Below are 18,518 nucleotides of genomic sequence, written 5' to 3' on the forward strand. Positions count from 1 at the left end.
ATAGAGAAGATCCTTTCGAAACGAGGAATTCATCAGAGCTTCCATGGTTTGATTGGTAGCCGCAATGATTCGCACATCCACAGGTTTCTCCTTCGTGCTTCCAACAGGTTTTATGGTTTTTTCCTGCAAGACACGCAAGAGTTTTATCTGAAAAGCTGCAGAGGTTTCGCTCACTTCATCAAGAAATACTGTACCTCCGGATGCGCTTTCGAAAATACCGACATGCGCAGTATTCGCTCCAGTAAAAGCCCCTTTCTGGTGACCAAACAATTCGCTCTCTAACAATGTTTCGGATAGTGCACCACAGTTAATGGGAATGAAGGAATTTCTGCTACGGTTCGAATGATCATGAATCGCGCGAGCGATGAGCTCTTTACCGGTTCCGCTTTCCCCTGTGATGAGAACGGTTGAACTCGTTTGTGCCACACGAGCTACTGCCTTGTAGACTTGAACCATCGCCCCACTCTGCCCGATGATCGGAGCAGTTTTTCCGCTTGTCTGATTTCTCGGATCAGTGCTTGCTTTCCTGCTGCTGCGCAGAGCGCTTCTTATAACACTGAACAGTTCGGTTTTATCAACCGGTCGGGTGATATAGTCGAATGCGTTCAAATTCGTGGCGGCCGCAACCGTTTCGATGGAAGCATGAGATGTCATAACAATCACCGGTAAAAGGCTTCCTGAAAGGTTCAGTTCTCTTAAAATATCCAATCCTGATTCATTGCCGAGGGTCATATTAACGAGCAGTGCATCATAAGGTGAGCGGAACAGTTCATCGAATGCCTCAGAGCTATTTCTCGCACTGTCTATTTCGATTTCTTCTTCAGAAAGCAGCTCCCTGATACTGTCAGCAAAGTCTACATCGGTATCGACAATAAGGATCCGGCTCCTAGCCTCGAAGGTCATATATATGTATCATTATGTACCATAGTTCAAGAAAAGCAATTCCTTAGCTCGACAATCTGTTACAAATCGAAACAGTAGTTCTTTTTCCCTAAATCTTCAGTTCGTCCATAAACTATTTGTAATCAGTAACTTCTGCACACAACTGACATTCTGGCATTCGGCTTGCCTCTCTACTCGCTCGGTAGCGAACAAATAGATAAAGGAGAAAGCAATGAATCGATCACTTCAGGTTTTTGAAGTCAACAGAATTTCAAAACTCAAACTATTGATCCTGGCGATTTCTTTTATTGGTGGATTTGCCTCGTACTCACTCGCGGGACAAACTCTTTACGCCATTACAACGAATAACACGCTGGTTCAATTCGACAGCTCGAATCCGTGCACTATTGCATCTGCCCAATCAGTGTCGGGTCTGGCTGAGGATGAGGCACTTGTGGGCATCGACTTCCGCCCTGCAACCGGAGATTTGTATGGTCTGGGAAGCAGCAACCGAATCTACCTCATTAATACTTCGACGGGGCAGGCTACGGCCGTCGGCACAACAGAGTTTGCAATTCCTATCCAGGGAAAAGCGGTCGGTTTCGACTTTAATCCCACGGTTGATCGCATTAGGATTGTGACGAATACGGGACAAAATCTACGGGTTCATCCAGGTACAGGAGCTATCGTCGGTTTCGACACAAATCTCGCCTACGCCGGCACAGACGCAAACGCGGGCGTACATCCAGTTGTTGTGGCTGCAGCCTATACGAATCCGGATAACGACCCCGCAACTGGCACAACACTATATGATCTGGATGTCCGGCTCAATATTCTGGCCATACAAAATCCACCAAATTCGGGAACGTTGAATACCGTGGGTTCTCTTGGAGCTGACTCAAACGTGTTAACCGGATTTGATATAGCCCCCTCGGGAACTGCGTATGCGGCATTAAAAATTACGGGCCAGGCATCAACAGATTGTGGAAAATCAACTCTGGTCACTGTGAATCTAGCCAACGGTAGCACTACGGTGCTTGGTGTGATCGGCACTGAGAAATCAATCCGCGGACTTGCTGCGCCTGCTCCGTAGAGTATTGGCTGTTTCAATTGTAGGGGGCGAGCGATGAGCTCGTCCCTGTTTTTTTAAAGCAATTGTGGTAAAAAACGTACATGGACAAGCATAAGTTTTCTGCGCTGATCTCCCTCTTCCTTCTGCTAGTAAGCGTCTCTGTTTTTGCCGGAGATCGAATGCGATTTACTTCTCAATTGATGCTCCGTTACGAAAGACAGACTTTTACACAGATCCCGCTGCCGCGAGATGCGGTGAATCGCTATAGACTTCGCTGGCGGCCCGGTCTGCTTTTCTTGCCGCATCCCGATCTGGAATTGGCCATCGAAGGTGAAGCCAATGTGATTGAGGAAAGCGATGAAGATGTCCCTGCGCCTCGATCACCGGAGTTTCACACTCCTGTTTTCGACCGCGATAACTTTAAGCGAGATGATGTTGTCTTAAGCAGGGCATATCTTCGATATACTCCTGTCCCACAACTCGATTTAAGAGCAGGTAAGTTCGAGAATCCGTTCCTCGTTACAGAAATGCTATGGGACAACGATCTTCATCCCAATGGAGTAGCGCTTCAAACCGAATATGTTTCAGCTGATGAAAAAATCCGTCTGACCGGGCGAATTGCTGACTACTATGCGAGTCACTATCAAGACGATCGCACAAATGTTTTCGCTGTGCAAGGCGGCGTTCAAACCCGATTGGGAAATGCCACCGTTACTTTTGCAACCGCCTATTATGATTATGACGTGAAAGAGCTTCCTGTTTTTTTGTTTCGCACCAACACACGATCCGATCCTACTCTAATAAATGACTATAATCTTCTCGACCTGATTGGAAGGGTTCGTTTTAATTTTTCCATACCACTGGTTGTTCAACTGGATCATGTGCACAACACGGCGGCCCCCGATACTTCTATGCCCTTGGTGAACGCCGTTAGACTGAATCGCCTGAGATCTCCGAACAGTCCTAAAGCAACAACCGATCATACGATTCCCACCGGACGCGGGAATGATGGAATCCTGGCCGAAATCCTGATTGGAAAACTTGACGTTGCCCGGGATTTTCGAATTGGCTACGGTTTTCATCGAGTTGAATCGGATGCGGTACTTGCAGCCTACAGTACTGATGACTGGTGGTTTGTAACTCGGGTGAAAGGCCATCGATTCCGTTTTAGTTTTATGCCTGTGCAATCCGTCCTTTTTCATTTCTCATTCCTTCGGCAAACGTTGATTGATCAAGTAGGAAGTTTTTCTCGCTTGCAAATTTCAACAGAAATCAATTGGCCCTAAGCTCTTGTTTCAGAAAGATACACTCCTCTGTTTTTAAAACCCTCTTCGAAATCGACACAATTCATTCTTAGTGAATAACTTACAGTTGTAAATAACCCGCTGGCATCCAATTTGCGATCCGTTGAATTGTCTTTGGAGGTGCAACATGCAAAATAAACAGATTCATTCAACTTTCGTTTTTCAATTGGCCATAACTCTCATGGTGTTGATAGGACTCAGTAGTGCAAATGTGTTTGCCAATCACCCGGTCCTTGTTGAAGTAAACAATTGTTCTGACTTCGGGCCAGGTTCAACACTGGTTCCGCCTGGAACATGTGGAGATTACGATGGTGATGGCCGGATCGGGACCGCTGAAGATGCAGATAATGCAACCGACCGCATTTTCGGAACGATAACGGCTGCGCTTGGATCGGCAAACGGTGGCGCCAATCAGAATGGCCGCGTCACCGTTATTACTTCCGGCCGTTTTCCGGAACAGGTGGTAATATCTGCGGCTACTGGAAACGTCACCCTGGAAGCAGCGCCAGGTGTGGAAGCAAATATTGACGCAGTGCTTGCCGGCGATGCTAATAATAACAATGCTAGACAAGGTCAACCGGGAATCGTCATCAATGCGGCATCCAATCGTCGCGTGGTTCTTCGAAATCTTGTGAGCCGCAATTGGAAAGAAGGTATCACCATTGTTGGTAATTCCCGCGTTTCCATCGACAATTGCCGTGTGGAAAACAACACAAACTATGGAATTCGCGTCATGGATGCCGCTCGTGTCGCGATCACCAACACCCAGGTGAATTCAACAGGATTTCGAGCAGGCGCCACAGGGGATTTTCCAGTGAACAATAATCCGAACCCTGGAAATGGCATCGAGTTTGAGAATTCATCGAGGGGTACCATTGCTTTTTCCGTAGTGACGCACAGTTTCAGAGCCGGTGTTTCGAAGGATGCTGGCGCTTCCTTATCTCTTGTCAGCGTGATTCTTTTCGGAAATAATCCAAATAAGACCGGACTATAGATCGATTGTGTATTTTGGGCGGCGCTTAAAGTCCGACAAACCTTTGAGCGCCGCCGGATGTAATCTCATTTCGTTGAGATGGTTAATTGAAGAACCAGATAGTTCATGATCATTTGATGAGGCGGTGGCGATTCGCTGAATCCTTTGCGCTATTTCTATGTTTATTTATTGCTGCCAATGTTGCCGCAAATGAAGTGTCGGGTTCAGTTGAAATTATTTTAAAAGGAGAGAAAAAAGAATCCGATTTATCGTCAGTTGTTGTATACCTGGATTCTCTGCAAGACTTCGCTGGCGATCAACAGCTTTCCAAACCAGCCAAGATTGTAACCAGAAAGAAACAGTTTTATCCGGGTACAATTACAATTTTCAAAGGAGGACGTGTCGATTTCCCGAATTTCGACACAATCTTTCATAACATATTCTCTGTCTCAACTCCCAATCAATTTGATCTGGGATTATACAAAGGTGGGTCCAGCAAAAGAATTGCTTTGCTGCATCAGGGAATCGTAAGAGTTTTTTGCAACGTACACTCGCACATGGCCGCGACAATCATTGTTAGCGGAACCCCCTATTACACTACAGCGGATCAAACAGGAAATTTTCGATTGCGGGATATTCCTCCTGGTTCCTACGTCTTGAAAGCTTATGCTGAAGAAGGCAAGTCCGAGCAGAAGATTGATGTAGGGGCAGATCCTTTGAAAGTTCATTTAAGCATTGATGCAAGAAACTTTCGTAAGATCCGTCACAAGAACAAATTTGGAAAAAGTTACGGGACTGACGAAAACGAAAAGTACTAGTTCGTGACACAATCTTCAGGCGCGCAAAACCCTGCCCGCGCGTGCGCCACTCTGTTTGCCATGTTCTGCGGCCAAAACGCCGTTCACAATGACGTATTCAATCCCCAATGGGTAACGATGCGGTTCTTCGAAGGTGGCGGCATCTTTTACGGTTTCAGGATTGAAAAGAACCAGATCCGCCTTCATGGATTTTGCAATGCGCCCGCGATCCTTGAGTCCAATTTGATCCGCAGGCATACTCGTCATCTTTTTCACAGCGGTTGGTAAATCAAAGATTTTCTGTTCTCTGCTGTAATAGCCAAGCACTCGTGGATATGTGCCGTAAGAGCGCGGATGAGGTCTCGTTGATCCCAATTTTCCGCGTGGCGCCATTGTTAAACCGTCAGAGCCGATCATGACCAGCGGATGAGATAGCACCATGCGCACATTTTCCGGACTCATTCCGTGCCCCACAATCGAAACGTTCCCCTCCTCTTCTTCCAACAAACGCAACATCGCATCTACAGCTTCCATCTTCCAGGATTCGCCGATCTGACTGAGATTCTTTCCAATTGTGAAACGGTTTTTTTCCGAAGGAACGCTGCTGACAACAATCAAATCAAAGGATCCAGGCTCGGTCGGAATATGGGCGACCAGCTCACTGCGCATTCTGCCGCGAGTTTCAGTATCCTTCAATCTCTTCATGAGATCCGCTGTCGTTCCTTCCAGTGCCCAGGATTTCAGATAAACCGTCAGACCAGTGGAATAGGCGGTATAGGGATAAGCATCCGCCAGGATTTCAACGCCATTTTGACGGGCCGATTCAATGAGATGAATCGCCCCCAGTTGCTTCGACCAGTTGATCACACCGGCCGCTTTCAGATGTGAAACTTCCACGCGCCCGCCGGTTTGACGGCCAATGTTTACCGCTTCATTCACGGCTTCTAATAAAGTAGCTTCCTCGTTGCGGATGTGAGACGCATACAATCCGCCGCGTCTTGAAACAATGCGAGCCATTTCGACAATCTCTTGAGTGGGAGTGTACCTTCCAGGCGTGTATTCGAGTCCGGTGGAGATTCCAACGGCGCCCTGATCCATGCCTTCCTCCACCCATCGAAGGATTGTCTTCAATTCATCGTCCGTTAATGCGCGATCCACGTTGCCGATCAGGCTTTCTCTTAAAGTTCCTTGACCCAGTAGTAGAGCCTGGTTGATGCCGATTTTCTCCTTTTCCAGACGTCCAAAGTAAGAAGCAACATCACTCCAATCTACCCGCACGTCTTCCTGTTCCAGCCACGATTTCTTTCGTTCCTCTACACCTATGCCTGTCATCGGCGCGGCGGAGCTGCCGCAATTCCCGGTTAATTCTGTCGTGATTCCCTGAAGGACACGACTTTCAGAATCCAGATAACTCAGAATGGAGCCATCCGAATGAGAATGAATATCCACAAATCCTGGACAAACATTCAAGCCGGATGCATCGATCACTTTCTTACTCTGTTCCGGAGCGATATTGCCGATCGCAATAATTTCATCTGCTTTGATTCCGACATCAGCACGGAAACCAGCCCCTCCCGTGCCGTCCAGAATGGTGCCGTTTTTGATTACAAGATCGTATGAAGGCGCAGCCTGTATCTGAGTCGCCGAACCAACGGCAAGCCCGGTTGTCACAATTGCCGCATCTTTGATGAATTTCCTGCGAGTTAACCTTTCGCTCATGCAGCAATTTTATCGCACCTGTGAACTGGAGGATAATGGTGTTGACAACCGCATGGACGAAAAGTAGATTTGTCAACGATGACCGAGCCCGAAAATTCTCTTCTTCAGGGCCCACACGAAGAGAGGATTCGCAAACTCCAATCCGAGAAATTCAGCCGCTATTTCCTGCTTGTTCTCTTCATCGGCATCATCATTCTCTTTTTCAACATGATCAAAATCTTTTTGATTCCGATCGTGCTTGCCGCAGTTATCACTACGCTGTTTTATCCTTTTTATCTTTCGCTGCTTTCAGGCGTTCGTAACAGACGAAATATTGCTGCTTTCCTGTGTTGTTTTGTGCTCCTGATTGTGTTTCTGATTCCACTGTTTTTCCTAGCTCAGATTGTTTCGGGGGAAGCGGCTCAGTTTTATCAAACCGCCGGGCAAAAACTGCGGGAATGGTTTTCTCCCGGGCAAGACGGATTGCTGATGCGATTGCAACAGAACCCATGGTTCCAGCGTCTCCGGCTGGATCAATGGAACTGGCAGCAGGCCCTGGGGGATGTGTTTTCAAATGCAGGGTCGCTGCTGGCAACCATCATCAGCAAAACTTCAGGTGGAGCATTTTATCTCCTGGCGAATGTGTTCGTCACTCTTTTCATTTGTTTCTACTTTTTTAGAGACGGTGAATCGATGATGAAATCCATCCGCAAACTTGTTCCACTGAGTGATCGCTACATCGATGCGTTGATTGGCCGTTTTACGCTGGTGTCCCGCGCCACGATCAAAGGAACTGTGGTGATCGGCTTGATTCAGAGCACGCTTGGCGCAATCACTCTGTGGATTTTTGGCGTTGGTTCTCCCCTGCTCTGGTTTATGGTGATGCTGATACTTTCCTTTATTCCGATCGTGGGAGCCTGGCTGGTGATGCATCCTGCTGCAATCATCCAGTTCTTGCTGGGGCATCACTGGCAGGGAATCGGCATTTTCCTGGTTACTATTCTGATCATTTCCAATATCGACAACGTGATCAGACCTCGTTTGGTCGGACAGTTCAGCGGGCTTCACGATCTGATTATCTTTTTCTCCGCGCTCGGCGGAATCAAAATGTTTGGTCCCCTGGGAGTGCTGATAGGACCGGTCGTGGCTTCCTTTTTTGTGACCTTGTTAGAGATTTACTCGGTGGAATTCAAATCCCATCTGGAAATATCCACTGAAACTCCCCGTATCGTAGGTCCGCCCGCATCTCAGTAAAGCGGCAGTCGCAGAATCGCGCGACAGCCGGAATGATGCAATCTGTTTTCTATCGTTAGGATCCCTCCATGCGCTTCCGCGATTTGACGGCATAGCACCAGGCCAACTCCCGTTCCTCCCTGTTTGGTGGTGAAGAAAGGCACAAAAAGATTGTCGGAAGTTGCCAGTCCGGGCCCTTCATCCTCCACCCAGATTTCCAGATGGTTATTGCTTTTTGTCCAACCTACTTCGACATCACCCGAAGTTTCCAGACTGGCATCCACCGCGTTTCGCACAAGGTTAATGAGTAACTGTTCCAGTTGATTCTGGTCTCCCTGCACTGTGAGTTCGGGGCCGGGCCTTAGCTTGACCGGGACCCGAGTTTCCAGACTCGCGACCTGTCTAATCCATTGCGACACGGGCACTGGTTGCATTTGCGGCTGAGGCAGCCTCGCGAGCCGAGCATAAGCGCTCATAAAAAGCGAAAGCGCCTCCGCACGGCCAGCAACAATCGACAAACCCTGATCCATGTCCTGTTCCCAATCGACCGGCCTTGGATGTCTCTGCAGCAAACTCTTCAGACTTCCCGAAATCGATTTGATCGGCGCCAGCGAATTGTTTAGTTCATGTCCGATCACACGGATCAAACGCTGCCAAACTTGCCGCTCTTCATCGCGCAAAGCCTTGCTTAAATCCGAGAGCACAAGAAGATCGTGAGGCAATCCACCCTGTCGAAAAGTGCTGCGTCTCATATCCCAGCGCCCGACGCTTCCAGGAAAAGCAAAATCAAGAACGCGCTTTGGAGCCCCTTCCAGGCAGACAGCAAGGTTCAATTCCGCAGCCGATCGGCCAAGCAGCCGTTCCACCGGATGACCCATCAATCTTTCGCCGGCTCGATTCACAAGCCGCAAGAGATGCTGGTCATCAAACGCAAAAATCGCTACATCGATTTCTTCCATTACTTTTCGAAGCAAGGCTGTTGCTTCCAGCGCGCCCAGTCTTTGCTCGCGTAAAGTTGTGCCTAGTTGATTCACTTCAAGCATGACATCATCCAGAGCATCACCCGGTTTTCCGCGTTTGGCGCGAATCGAATAATCTCCTTCATGCAGCGCCGCCAGCATATTCGAAATTGTTTGAAGCGGACGAATGATCCGTTCTCTTGCGGAAAAAGCAAAGCCAAGCCAGAGCGCCACCAGAAACAGAGTGAGTGTCCATTGAACTTTGGCCGTGTAAGGTCCCCACCAGAGAAAAATCATGGAGACGACCATTCCGAAGAACCCGGAACTTAGAATGAACAGGAGAATGCGGCGTTCATAACTGATACGCCTGCGATTTTTCATATTTTCTTGGCGGCTTTGCGCCTTTGCGTTGAAGATCGTTACAAGCCGTGACGCTGCAATCTGCGATACAGAGCGCTTCTGCTAAGACCGAGAGCTTTGGCAGCCTGGCTCACATTTCCATTATAACGATCCAGAGCCTTCTTGATCAGGAATGCTTCCACTTCTTCGAGACTCATTTCTTCAACTCCTTTCGGAGTTTCCTTCTGTGCTTGAAGACCCAGGTCTTCCACACGCAGGTGGTCCGAATGCGCTAAAAGCACAGCTCTTTCAATCGTGTGATCCAGTTCCCGGATATTGCCGGGCCATGAATACTTTAGTAGGGCTTGCATGGCAGCAGGATCAAAGGAGTTCATCTGCTTGCGATAATGCTTATTATGCTGTTGCAAAAAATAGCTGGCCAGGACCGGAATATCTTCGCGACGATCACGCAACGGTGGGATTCTGATTTCAATTGTGTTTAAACGGAAAAGAAGATCCTGGCGAAATCTACCTGATTGGACTTCAGCTTGAATATCTGCATTCGTTGCAGAGATCATTCGCACATTCACGTGTTTTGTTCGTGAAGAACCAACCGCTTCAAATTGTCCGGTTTCGATCACGCGAAGCAACTTTGCTTGCTGCCCTGGCGGAACGTTTGCGATCTCATCCAAAAACAAAGTGCTTCCGTCCGCCAGTTCAAAGCGCCCCACGCGATCCGTTTTGGCATCTGTAAATGCCCCGCGGACGTGTCCGAATAATTCACTTTCAAAAACGCCTTCGGATAGCCCTCCCGCATTTACGGTGATCATCGGTTTGGCGGAGCGTTCCGAAAAAGTATGAAGCGCCTGAGCCACAAGACTCTTGCCTGTGCCGTTTTCACCGAGAATCAGCACATTTGCGTCGGATGGACCGACGCGCCGCACCACATCCACGATTGCTTTCATAGCACGTGATTCGGCAACAAAGTTAGGAAGCTGTTGATCACGTAGCAAACGGTTCTCCGCTTCCAGACGTTTCTGGCCGCGGAGAGCCTGTCCCAGTTCTATCTGAGTGCGCAGGATTGAAAGTAGACGCGCGTTGTCCCATGGTTTCTGAACAAAATCGCGCGCTCCCCGTCTCATGGCTTCCACAGCAACGTCCACGCTGCCCCATGCTGTCATCACCACAACCGGCAGAGTCGTATCCAGTCTCTGAATCTGGCTCAGAAGATCAAGACCCTCCGTGCCGGAAGTTGTGTCGCGCGTGTAGTTCAGATCCATCAATAAAACATCGTAATCTTCCTTTTCCACCGCCCGAATCACTGAACCGGGAGAAGAAACGGTTTCGGTATGATAACCTTCGTTCTTTAACAGCAAACGCAATGCTTCACGCACGTCTTGCTGATCATCAGCAATCAATATCCGCGGACTATTCTTCGCCATAATGAAATTTGACCTTCTTGGCGTCCTGGCGCCTTGGCGGTTGAAATCTAAACGATCCAGCCATCCAGCAAATTGATAATTCGAGTTCCGTATTCCGCATTTTTCTCGGAGTGAGTCACCTGGATGATGGTTGTGCCATCCTGATTCAGCCGTTTGAACAGATCCATGATTTCTTTTCCTTGCGATGAATGCAAATTGCCTGTCGGTTCATCTGCAAGAATGATTTTCGGATTTCCTATTACGGCGCGGGCTACAGCTACGAGCTGCTGTTGACCGCCCGATAGTTGATTCGGAAAAAGACCTTTTTTCCCAACGATGCTGAATCGATCCAGCGTGTCGGCAACCATGCTTTCCCGCTCCGACTTCTTGATATTCCTGTAGGTCAAAGGAAGCTCCAGATTCTCATATACGGTCAGGTTATCCAGCAGATGGTAGCTTTGAAAGACGAAGCCAATGTAGCGCTTATTTAACTCAGCCCGCTCCTTCAAGCTCATTTTATGGACTGGCTGACCATCCAGATAATATTCTCCGGTCCAGGAACCATCCAGCAGTCCGACAATGCTGAGCAACGTAGATTTGCCCGCTCCGGAAGGACCCATGATGGTGACAAAATCCGCCGGTGGAACATCCAAATTGATCCGGCGCAAAACGTAAGTCCGACCTGCGCCCGATTGATAATACTTTTCAATGTCTTTTAATTGAATCATTCATACCTCAGCGCGACAACTGGATTCACACGGGTTGCTCGCTTTGCCGGCGCATAACAGGCGAGCAATGCAACTCCAATCACAATCAACGGAACGATCAGAAATGTTAGCAGATCGTTGGAGCCGACCGCGTACAACAAGCTTTGGAGAAATCGCGTCACAGCGAGCGCCGCTCCAATCCCGATGAACGCTCCTAAAACAACCAGGCGTATCCCTTGCGAGAGAATCAACCGAAGAATTTCCCTTTGGGAAGCACCAAGAGCCATGCGGATTCCCATTTCCTGCGTTCTTTGTCGTACATTGTAAGAAAGAATTCCATAGATACCTACACCCGCAAGCAGCAAAGCAAGGCCCGCAAACAAACCGAGCAGCAAAAGATGAAAGCGGCGTTCTCCGATCGACTCCGAAATAAGAGCGTCCATCGTAAGCAAATCGGCGACAGGAACATTCTTATCAACGCGCGCAACTTCTTTCTGAATCGTTGCAATCAAACTCGATGGATCCACCGAAGTACGCACAACCATGTTCATCCAGGTTTTCCAGAACCGGGGTTCCTGAGTGAATGGAGTGTAGACAGCAGGCTCCTCTTCCAGATCCAGTCCGAATGATTTCACATCCGAAACTACACCCACAATCGTCATCCAAATTGGGGCATCTGCGCGTGCCCACGCGATTCTCTTACCCAACGAGTTTTCCTGCGGAAAAAACCGTCGAACAAATTTTTCGTTTACAATGGCAACAGGAAGGGTATCCTTCCGGTCCTGCATCGAGAATACGCGCCCCTGAAGCACTGCAATGCCAAGAGTATGAAAGTAATCCGGACTAATGCTGCGCGCGTAGATTTCCGGCTCCTTGCCTACGGCCATCCGGCGACCCTCAATTGCAAGATTGTGAAAACCTGATCCGGTCCCAAAGGGCAATTCTGATGTTGATCCAACGGATTCAACTCCAGGCAAATTTTTGATTCGTTGCAGCACTTGCTCAAAAAACTGACTTCTCTTGTCGATGTCTGCGTAAGTCGTAAGTGGCAAGAGAAAATTCATAGTGAGCACATGATCGGTTCGGAACCCGGGACGAACATTTTGCAGTGACCAAAAACTTCTAATCAAAAGTCCGGCGCCGATGAGAAGCACGATTGCCAGAGCGATCTCCAGAGTCGCAAGAACATTTCTCATTCGCTGCCTCGTGCGGCTACCGGTTGCACGGCCGCTTTCTCTTAAAGATTCTTCCAGGTTGATTTTCGATGCATGGAGACCAGGAGCAAGTGAAAACAAAAGTCCTGTAAAAACTGACAGACCAAGGGTCACCGCAAACACAATAAAGTCGAATCGTGTGTTTTGGAGCCGCGGAATATTTTCGGGGCCGAGCCGGACGGCAAAATCAGAAATCCATGAAGCTATAAATAAGCCGGCAAAGCCACCTATGATTGCAAGAACCACACCTTCGACGATCAACTGACGCAGCAAAGAAGCACGCCCCGCGCCAAGAGCCGCCCGAATAGCCATCTCTTTTTCCCGTTCCGTTGCGCGGGCTAAAAAAAGATTTGCAACATTGGTGCATGCAATCAGAAGAACAAAACCAACCGCTACGAGTAGAATCAACAGGGCGCGCTGCACATCTTTTACCAGGAATTGTTGCCATGGATTCAGCACAAACCGGACGTCCGTGTTTTCCTCCGGATATTGTTTTTCCAGACGCTTTGCGATGGCATTAAATTCACTCTGTGCCTGATCCACAATGACGTTCGCAGCCAGACGCACAACGACTCGCATTGTATGCGCGCCACGCGCGTTTGTTTCTTCCGAAGACTCCGCTCGAATCGGAGAAAACATTTGCGCCTTCAAGTTAGGCAATTCGAAGGTTGGAGGAAGCACGCCGATCACCGTGTAAGGAATACTTGCTATCGAGACACTTTTTCCGATCACATCAGGATCGCCTGCCATGTAGTTTTTCCAAAATGCATCGCTGATCAAAACAATTTTTGCTCCGCCGGGAATGTCATCATTCGGTCCGATCACTCTCCCCTTTTGTGGCTGAATTCCTAGCGTACGGAAAAAATCACCGGTCACGGCAGCTCCCTCGATTCGCTCCGGCACGCGCCCGGAGGTTAAATCCATGACCTCTCTACGATATCCGCCAATATCTTTGATTGACTTGCTACTTTGTTTTAGATCCTGCAGATCGGGATAGGAAGTTCCGCCACTGAGTCTGAAGAGATTTTCCGGTTCGTTATAGGGAAGCGGCTTCAACATCACAGCTCTTATCACGCTGAACATCGCTGTGTTGGCGCCGATTCCCAGAGCCAGCGTTAGCACGGCTACTACTGTGAATCCCGGTGATTTACGAAGCATTCGCAGCGCGAATTGAATTTCTTTCCAAAACTTTTCCATAATCAGCTCTTTTTTTACAGAAGGACGCAAAGATCGCTAAGATTTTTTGATCTTTGCGTCCTTTGCGATCTTCTGTTCAAAATCATTCGTAATGTAATGTTGTTATCGGATCGACTTTGGTTGCTCGTAAAGCAGGCAGATAGCATGCAAGAAGAGCAACAGCGGAAAGCAGAATCATCACAGATGCAAACGTTGCGCCGTCCAGTGTGGAAATTCCATACACCAAACTCTCTAAGAAACGTGTGGTTCCCAGCACTCCCACGAAACCGATTAATGTTCCGGCAACAGCTAAGAACAAGCCCTCCTGCAAAACGAGCTTCAGAACATCCCGTCTGCGCGCGCCCAGTGCCATTCGGATTCCGATTTCCTGGGTTCTTTGGACCACCTGAAAAGAAAGAACACCGTACGTGCCAAGCGCAGCCAGAAATAAACCGACACCGGCAAAGGCGGCCAGCAAAAACATCGTGAACTTTCTCTGGCCAAGCGAATCGCCCACCACCTCTTCCATCGTTTGCATTCTCGAAACAGGTAAGTTGGAATCCATCTTGCGCAATTCCTCGCGTACTACAGGCGCAAGGTTTTGTGGATCTCCGGAAGTGCGCACAACCACCATCATTGCGTTCAGCTGCTGCTGCGAATGAGGAATGTACAGATCCGGTCCAGGATTTGTCTCCAGACCTCCGAACCGAACATTTCCCACTACGCCTATAATTGTCCGCTCCTGTGATTCGCGTTCCACTAAGTTGACATGGATGTCAATTTTTTGGCCGATCGGATTTTCATTCGGATAATAATTCTTTGCGGCCGATTCGCTGATAATGACAACGTCACCCGATTGGTTCGTATCGGAGTCAAGGAAATTCCGACCGCTCAGAACCGGAATTCCCATCGTTTGAAAATACTCAGGAGTGATCACACGCAATCCGGCCGACGGCTCATCCTTTGGCGCGGGTTTGCCAATCAAAGCGAAGCTCGTGCCCGCGTTAAATCCTTGAGTCAACGGAAGACCAAACACAGCCCCAGCCGAACGAACTTCGCCATGCGTTTTCAAGCGATTGATAAAATCAGAATAAAAAGTAGAAGCCTGGTGCGGTTTCGAATAAGTTGCATCCGGCAAAGAAACTTCAAAAGAGAGGACACCTTCGGCGCGAAATCCAGGATCAACTTGCATGAGTTTGTAAAAACTCTTGATCAAGAGTCCTGCGCCGGAAAGCAGAATCAACGCGGTGGCAATTTCAACAATCGCCAACCCGCGACGCACACGATTGTTGCCGGCAACTCTTACTCCGCTTTTTAATTTCTGCGGCATTGATTTTTGGACGCTTTGCAAAGCAGGAATCAATCCAATGAGAACTCCGGTCAGGATCGAGACAGTCAGCGTGAACAACAAAATGCTGGAATCGAGTTTCATTTGAGCCAGAGCCGGCACACTTGAGGAACCAAACTTGATGAGAAGCTCGGTACACCACAGACCGATCATAAGGCCCACAAAACTTGCCACAATGGAAAGAACAAGACTCTCCACAAGAAATTGCCTGAAAAGTCGAAGGCGTCCAGCTCCCAAAGCGGTTCGTATGGCAACTTCACTCTCTCGCCGCGCTGCCTGCGCAAGAAGTAAGTTCGTAACGTTCACACAGGCAATCAACAACACGAAGCCAACCGATGCCCATAACACGAGAAGAGCCGGTTTTGACTTACGAACAAGAAATCCATGAAACGGCTGAACGGTGCCTCCGACAAATTCATTGGAACGTGGATACCTTTTGGCAAGGTCAGCAGCAACCGCCCGCAAGCGAGCTTGCGCCTGTTCCAATGTAACGCCAGGCGCAAGACGGCCGATCGCGCGAATCCAATGCGCGCCTCGTTGTGATGAATCCAACTCGTGTGGGCTGAAGGCGAGCACGCCCCAGACCTGCATCTCCGCAGGATATTCAAAGCCTGGTGGTGCAACGCCAATGACGGTTCGCTTCGTGCCATTCAGCATTACTGAAGATCCAACGATTCGTGGATCAGACGCAAAACGCCGCTTCCAGAGGCCGTGGCCCAGGACCACAACTTTCTCCGCACCGTACTTGCCTTCCTGTTCCAAGAAACCACGACCATATAACGGTTGTACGCCAAGAACATTGAAGAAGTTCCAAGAGACAAATGCTGTTGGCAAACGTTCCGGTTCTCCTTTGCCGGTCAAGTCCAAAGTCTCCGTTGTAAACGCAGCCGTTTGCTCGAACGATTCGCTCTTTGAGTAATCCTGCAGATCCGCTGGCGACAATGTCATGAACGAGCCGTCCTTCCGCGTACTTAAAAGCATCACGAGTTTGTCTGGATCCTCGTAAGGCAACGGTTTCAGAAGAACGCCGTAAACAGCGCTGAAGATTGCGGAATTCGCGCCGATTCCAAGCGCGAGTGTTAGAATCGCAACAACCGCAAAGAGCGGATTTCTCGCCAGTATGCGTATCGCATACCGTATCTCCTGTTTTATCAGTTCCATAAATCTAATCCTCTTGGCGCCTTGGCGTCTTGGCGTTTTCTAAATCATTCATAGCGAAGAGACTTCAGCGGATCGAGTTTCGAAGCCCGGTACGCGGGTACTGCGCATGCCAGAAATGAAACAAAAATCAGTACAGAGGGAACGGATACATACGTGAACAGATCGTGAGTTTCCACTCCAACCAGTAAAGCGGATAAGAAACGTGTTACTGCAAAAGCCCCAACGATTCCGATGATGGATCCAATTACGCTGAGTCTCAAACCTCGGTGGATAAACAAACGCAATATCGCGCGTGGTTTTGCTCCGATCGCCATCCGGATTCCAATCTCGCGCGTGCGTTGCGCAACCTGAAAAGAGATCGCCGCATAAATGCCAGCACAGGCAAGAATCAAACCCAAAAGCCCGAACAGCCCGAGAAGCGATCCTCCCAGTTTTGACGGCAAGAACGAAAACGCCAGATGCTCTTCCAGCGTCCGGGCGAAAAATGCCTGGACATCCTTATTCAGGAAAGCCATCTCTTTTTCGACTTCAGTGAGGAAGGTCTTAGGACTCCCTTGTGTCCGGACAAGCAACGTCAATCCATCTTCATAGAATTTCTTGTACGAAAGATACATGTGCGGAGTCGGCTCTTCACCAGGCGTTCTGTACTTCACATCTTTCGCAATTCCGATGATTGTGGCCGGTTTGAAATCTTTTCCAATCTGAAACTGTCTTCCCAGCGGATCCTCATTTGGCCAGTACTTTTTGGCCATTGTTTCATTGATGATCACAACGGGCAGCCCGTTAGCATTGTCCTGTTCTGCGATAGCACGCCCTTTCAAAAGCAGAATCTCCAACGTCTGAAAATAATCCGTCCCGATCCTGTTGAACGAAATCAATAAAGCATTTTGTCCGGCCGGTGGAGTTTGTCCTTGAATTCTTACCGGACTTTTCGGCGTTGCCATATCCATTGGAGCAAGATTTGAGTAAGTGGCGTTTCGAATTCCGGGCAACGCCATGACACGCTGTTTCAGTTGTCCGTAATAGAGCAATCCTTCCTGTTCCGTTAAACCTCTTTCCGACAGATCAATGTCCATTGCCAGCATGTTTTCTGGATTAAATCCTGGATCCAGCCGCTGCGTGTTTTGCCAGCTGCGGACAAACAGGCCCGCGCACACGAGAAGCAAAAGCGAAAAACTGATTTGCACAATGACCAATCCATTCTTGATTCTCATCCTGCTTAGAAGAGACATTCCCGTTTGTTCTTTCAGCGCGGAAATCACATCCTGCCGGCTACTCTGAAGAACCGGAGTAATGCCAAGCAAAATTCCTGTGAGCACGGTGACACCGAAACAGAATGCGAGCACCTTTGCATCGGGGCTAAAATCGAAGTGAATCGGAATGGTCGGAAGCGGCCAGAGGGAAACGAGCAGGCCGGAGCTCCAGTAAGCCGTTAGCAAGCCGGCAGCGCCACCCAGAAAGGCCAGCAAAAGAGATTCGGTGAACAATTGAATCATCAACTGTTTTCGGTCCGCACCCAACGAAATGCGGATCGCTATCTCGCGTCTTCTTTCGATCGCGCGAGTTACTAGCAAGCTTGCCAGATTCGAACAAGCAATGAATAGAACGATGCCCATCAAGATCATCACGGCAGCAAAGAAAATTGTTGCCCCTTTTCGAAGATTGCCATGAAGCAGAGTGGCGGTAGAGATCAGAGTTTTTTTGCCACGGTTAGTATCCGGATAAGCTTTTTCGAGTTGGGCGGCTACTGAGGCAAGGTCAGCATCCGCCTGCTCTACGGATACACCCTCTTTTAAACGACCCAGCATGTGAACAGACAGCCTGGTCCGGTCCTGCTGCCAGTTTACGCCCATCATCGCTTCTGAAATCTGCAACGGCACCCATGCATCAATCCGCGCGCCCGCAAAGGTTCCACCGAACTTTGGATTCATGACACCGATAACGTCGTATGGTTTCCCATTCAGCCGGAGCGTTTTGCCGGCCAGATTTCGTTCTTCGCCAAATCTGTTTCGCCATAACCGGTTACTGATTACAACCACAGAACGAGCGCCCAGCCGATCATTTTCAATGGATAAAGGGCGACCCAACGCAGCGGAAACGCCAAGAACGGCGAAGTAATTTCCCGAAACAGCTTCGGCAAGAATTTGTTCCGATTGTGATCCGGCCTCCAATCGAAAAGGCGTTATTGCCGATGCAGCAAGACCGCTCAACAACGAATTCCGATCGCGATAATC

General features: G+C 48.9%; 13 protein-coding genes. 5 read left to right on the plus strand and 8 right to left on the minus strand.

From position 1 onward, the window contains the following. Positions 1-903 (minus strand): sigma-54 dependent transcriptional regulator (locus L0156_25085; GenBank protein MCI0606274.1); only part of this gene is annotated, 903 nt, incomplete at its 3' end. A gap of 211 nt (positions 904-1,114) precedes the next feature. Between L0156_25085 and L0156_25090 the strand changes: the two genes are divergently transcribed. The 4 genes from L0156_25090 to L0156_25105 all read left to right on the plus strand — a co-directional run bounded on the left by L0156_25090 (position 1,115) and on the right by L0156_25105 (position 5,049). Next, positions 1,115-1,975, plus strand: coding sequence for a DUF4394 domain-containing protein (locus tag L0156_25090; protein ID MCI0606275.1), 861 nt, complete (start codon positions 1,115-1,117; stop codon positions 1,973-1,975). Positions 1,976-2,055: 80 nt separating this feature from the next. Further along, complete coding sequence (locus L0156_25095; GenBank protein ID MCI0606276.1) at positions 2,056-3,240, plus strand: putative porin; 1,185 nt, start codon at positions 2,056-2,058, stop codon at positions 3,238-3,240. Positions 3,241-3,385: 145 nt separating this feature from the next. Then, positions 3,386-4,252 (plus strand): right-handed parallel beta-helix repeat-containing protein, encoded by an 867-nt coding sequence (locus L0156_25100; GenBank protein ID MCI0606277.1) that lies wholly within the window; start codon positions 3,386-3,388, stop codon positions 4,250-4,252. Between the two features lie 86 nt (positions 4,253-4,338). Further along, positions 4,339-5,049: a hypothetical protein gene (locus L0156_25105; protein MCI0606278.1), complete on the plus strand. Its 711-nt coding sequence runs from the start codon at positions 4,339-4,341 to the stop codon at positions 5,047-5,049. Between the two features lie 15 nt (positions 5,050-5,064). On the opposite strand, the gene L0156_25110 is transcribed toward L0156_25105, so the two are convergent. Further along, positions 5,065-6,747, minus strand: a complete 1,683-nt coding sequence (locus L0156_25110) for a D-aminoacylase (GenBank protein ID MCI0606279.1) — start codon at positions 6,745-6,747, stop codon at positions 5,065-5,067. A 78-nt stretch (positions 6,748-6,825) separates the two neighbouring features. On the opposite strand from L0156_25110, the gene L0156_25115 reads away from it, so the two are divergent. Then, the gene (locus L0156_25115) at positions 6,826-7,980 is read left to right on the plus strand and encodes an AI-2E family transporter (GenBank protein ID MCI0606280.1); all 1,155 of its coding nucleotides are present in this window, start codon (positions 6,826-6,828) and stop codon (positions 7,978-7,980) included. On the opposite strand, the gene L0156_25120 is transcribed toward L0156_25115, so the two are convergent. The 6 genes from L0156_25120 to L0156_25145 all read right to left on the minus strand — a co-directional run. After that, complete coding sequence (locus tag L0156_25120) at positions 7,974-9,299, minus strand: ATP-binding protein (protein ID MCI0606281.1); 1,326 nt, start codon at positions 9,297-9,299, stop codon at positions 7,974-7,976. The genes L0156_25115 and L0156_25120 overlap by 7 nt on opposite strands. 38 nt (positions 9,300-9,337) lie before the next feature. Then, positions 9,338-10,699: a sigma-54 dependent transcriptional regulator gene (locus tag L0156_25125; protein MCI0606282.1), complete on the minus strand. Its 1,362-nt coding sequence runs from the start codon at positions 10,697-10,699 to the stop codon at positions 9,338-9,340. Positions 10,700-10,746: 47 nt separating this feature from the next. Continuing rightward, a complete protein-coding gene (locus L0156_25130; protein ID MCI0606283.1) occupies positions 10,747-11,406 on the minus strand; it encodes an ABC transporter ATP-binding protein in 660 nt (219 codons plus the stop codon). Further along, complete coding sequence (locus tag L0156_25135; GenBank protein MCI0606284.1) at positions 11,403-13,796, minus strand: ABC transporter permease; 2,394 nt, start codon at positions 13,794-13,796, stop codon at positions 11,403-11,405. Before L0156_25135 ends, L0156_25130 begins: the two co-directional genes overlap by 4 nt. An 82-nt stretch (positions 13,797-13,878) precedes the next feature. Continuing rightward, positions 13,879-16,284: an ABC transporter permease gene (locus L0156_25140; GenBank protein ID MCI0606285.1), complete on the minus strand. Its 2,406-nt coding sequence runs from the start codon at positions 16,282-16,284 to the stop codon at positions 13,879-13,881. Between the two features lie 44 nt (positions 16,285-16,328). After that, positions 16,329-18,518, minus strand: a 2,190-nt coding sequence (locus tag L0156_25145) for an ABC transporter permease (GenBank protein ID MCI0606286.1), incomplete at its 5' end; no start/stop codon positions are given.

Source organism: bacterium (assembly GCA_022616075.1).
Lineage (GTDB): Bacteria > Acidobacteriota > HRBIN11 > JAKEFK01 > JAKEFK01 > JAKEFK01.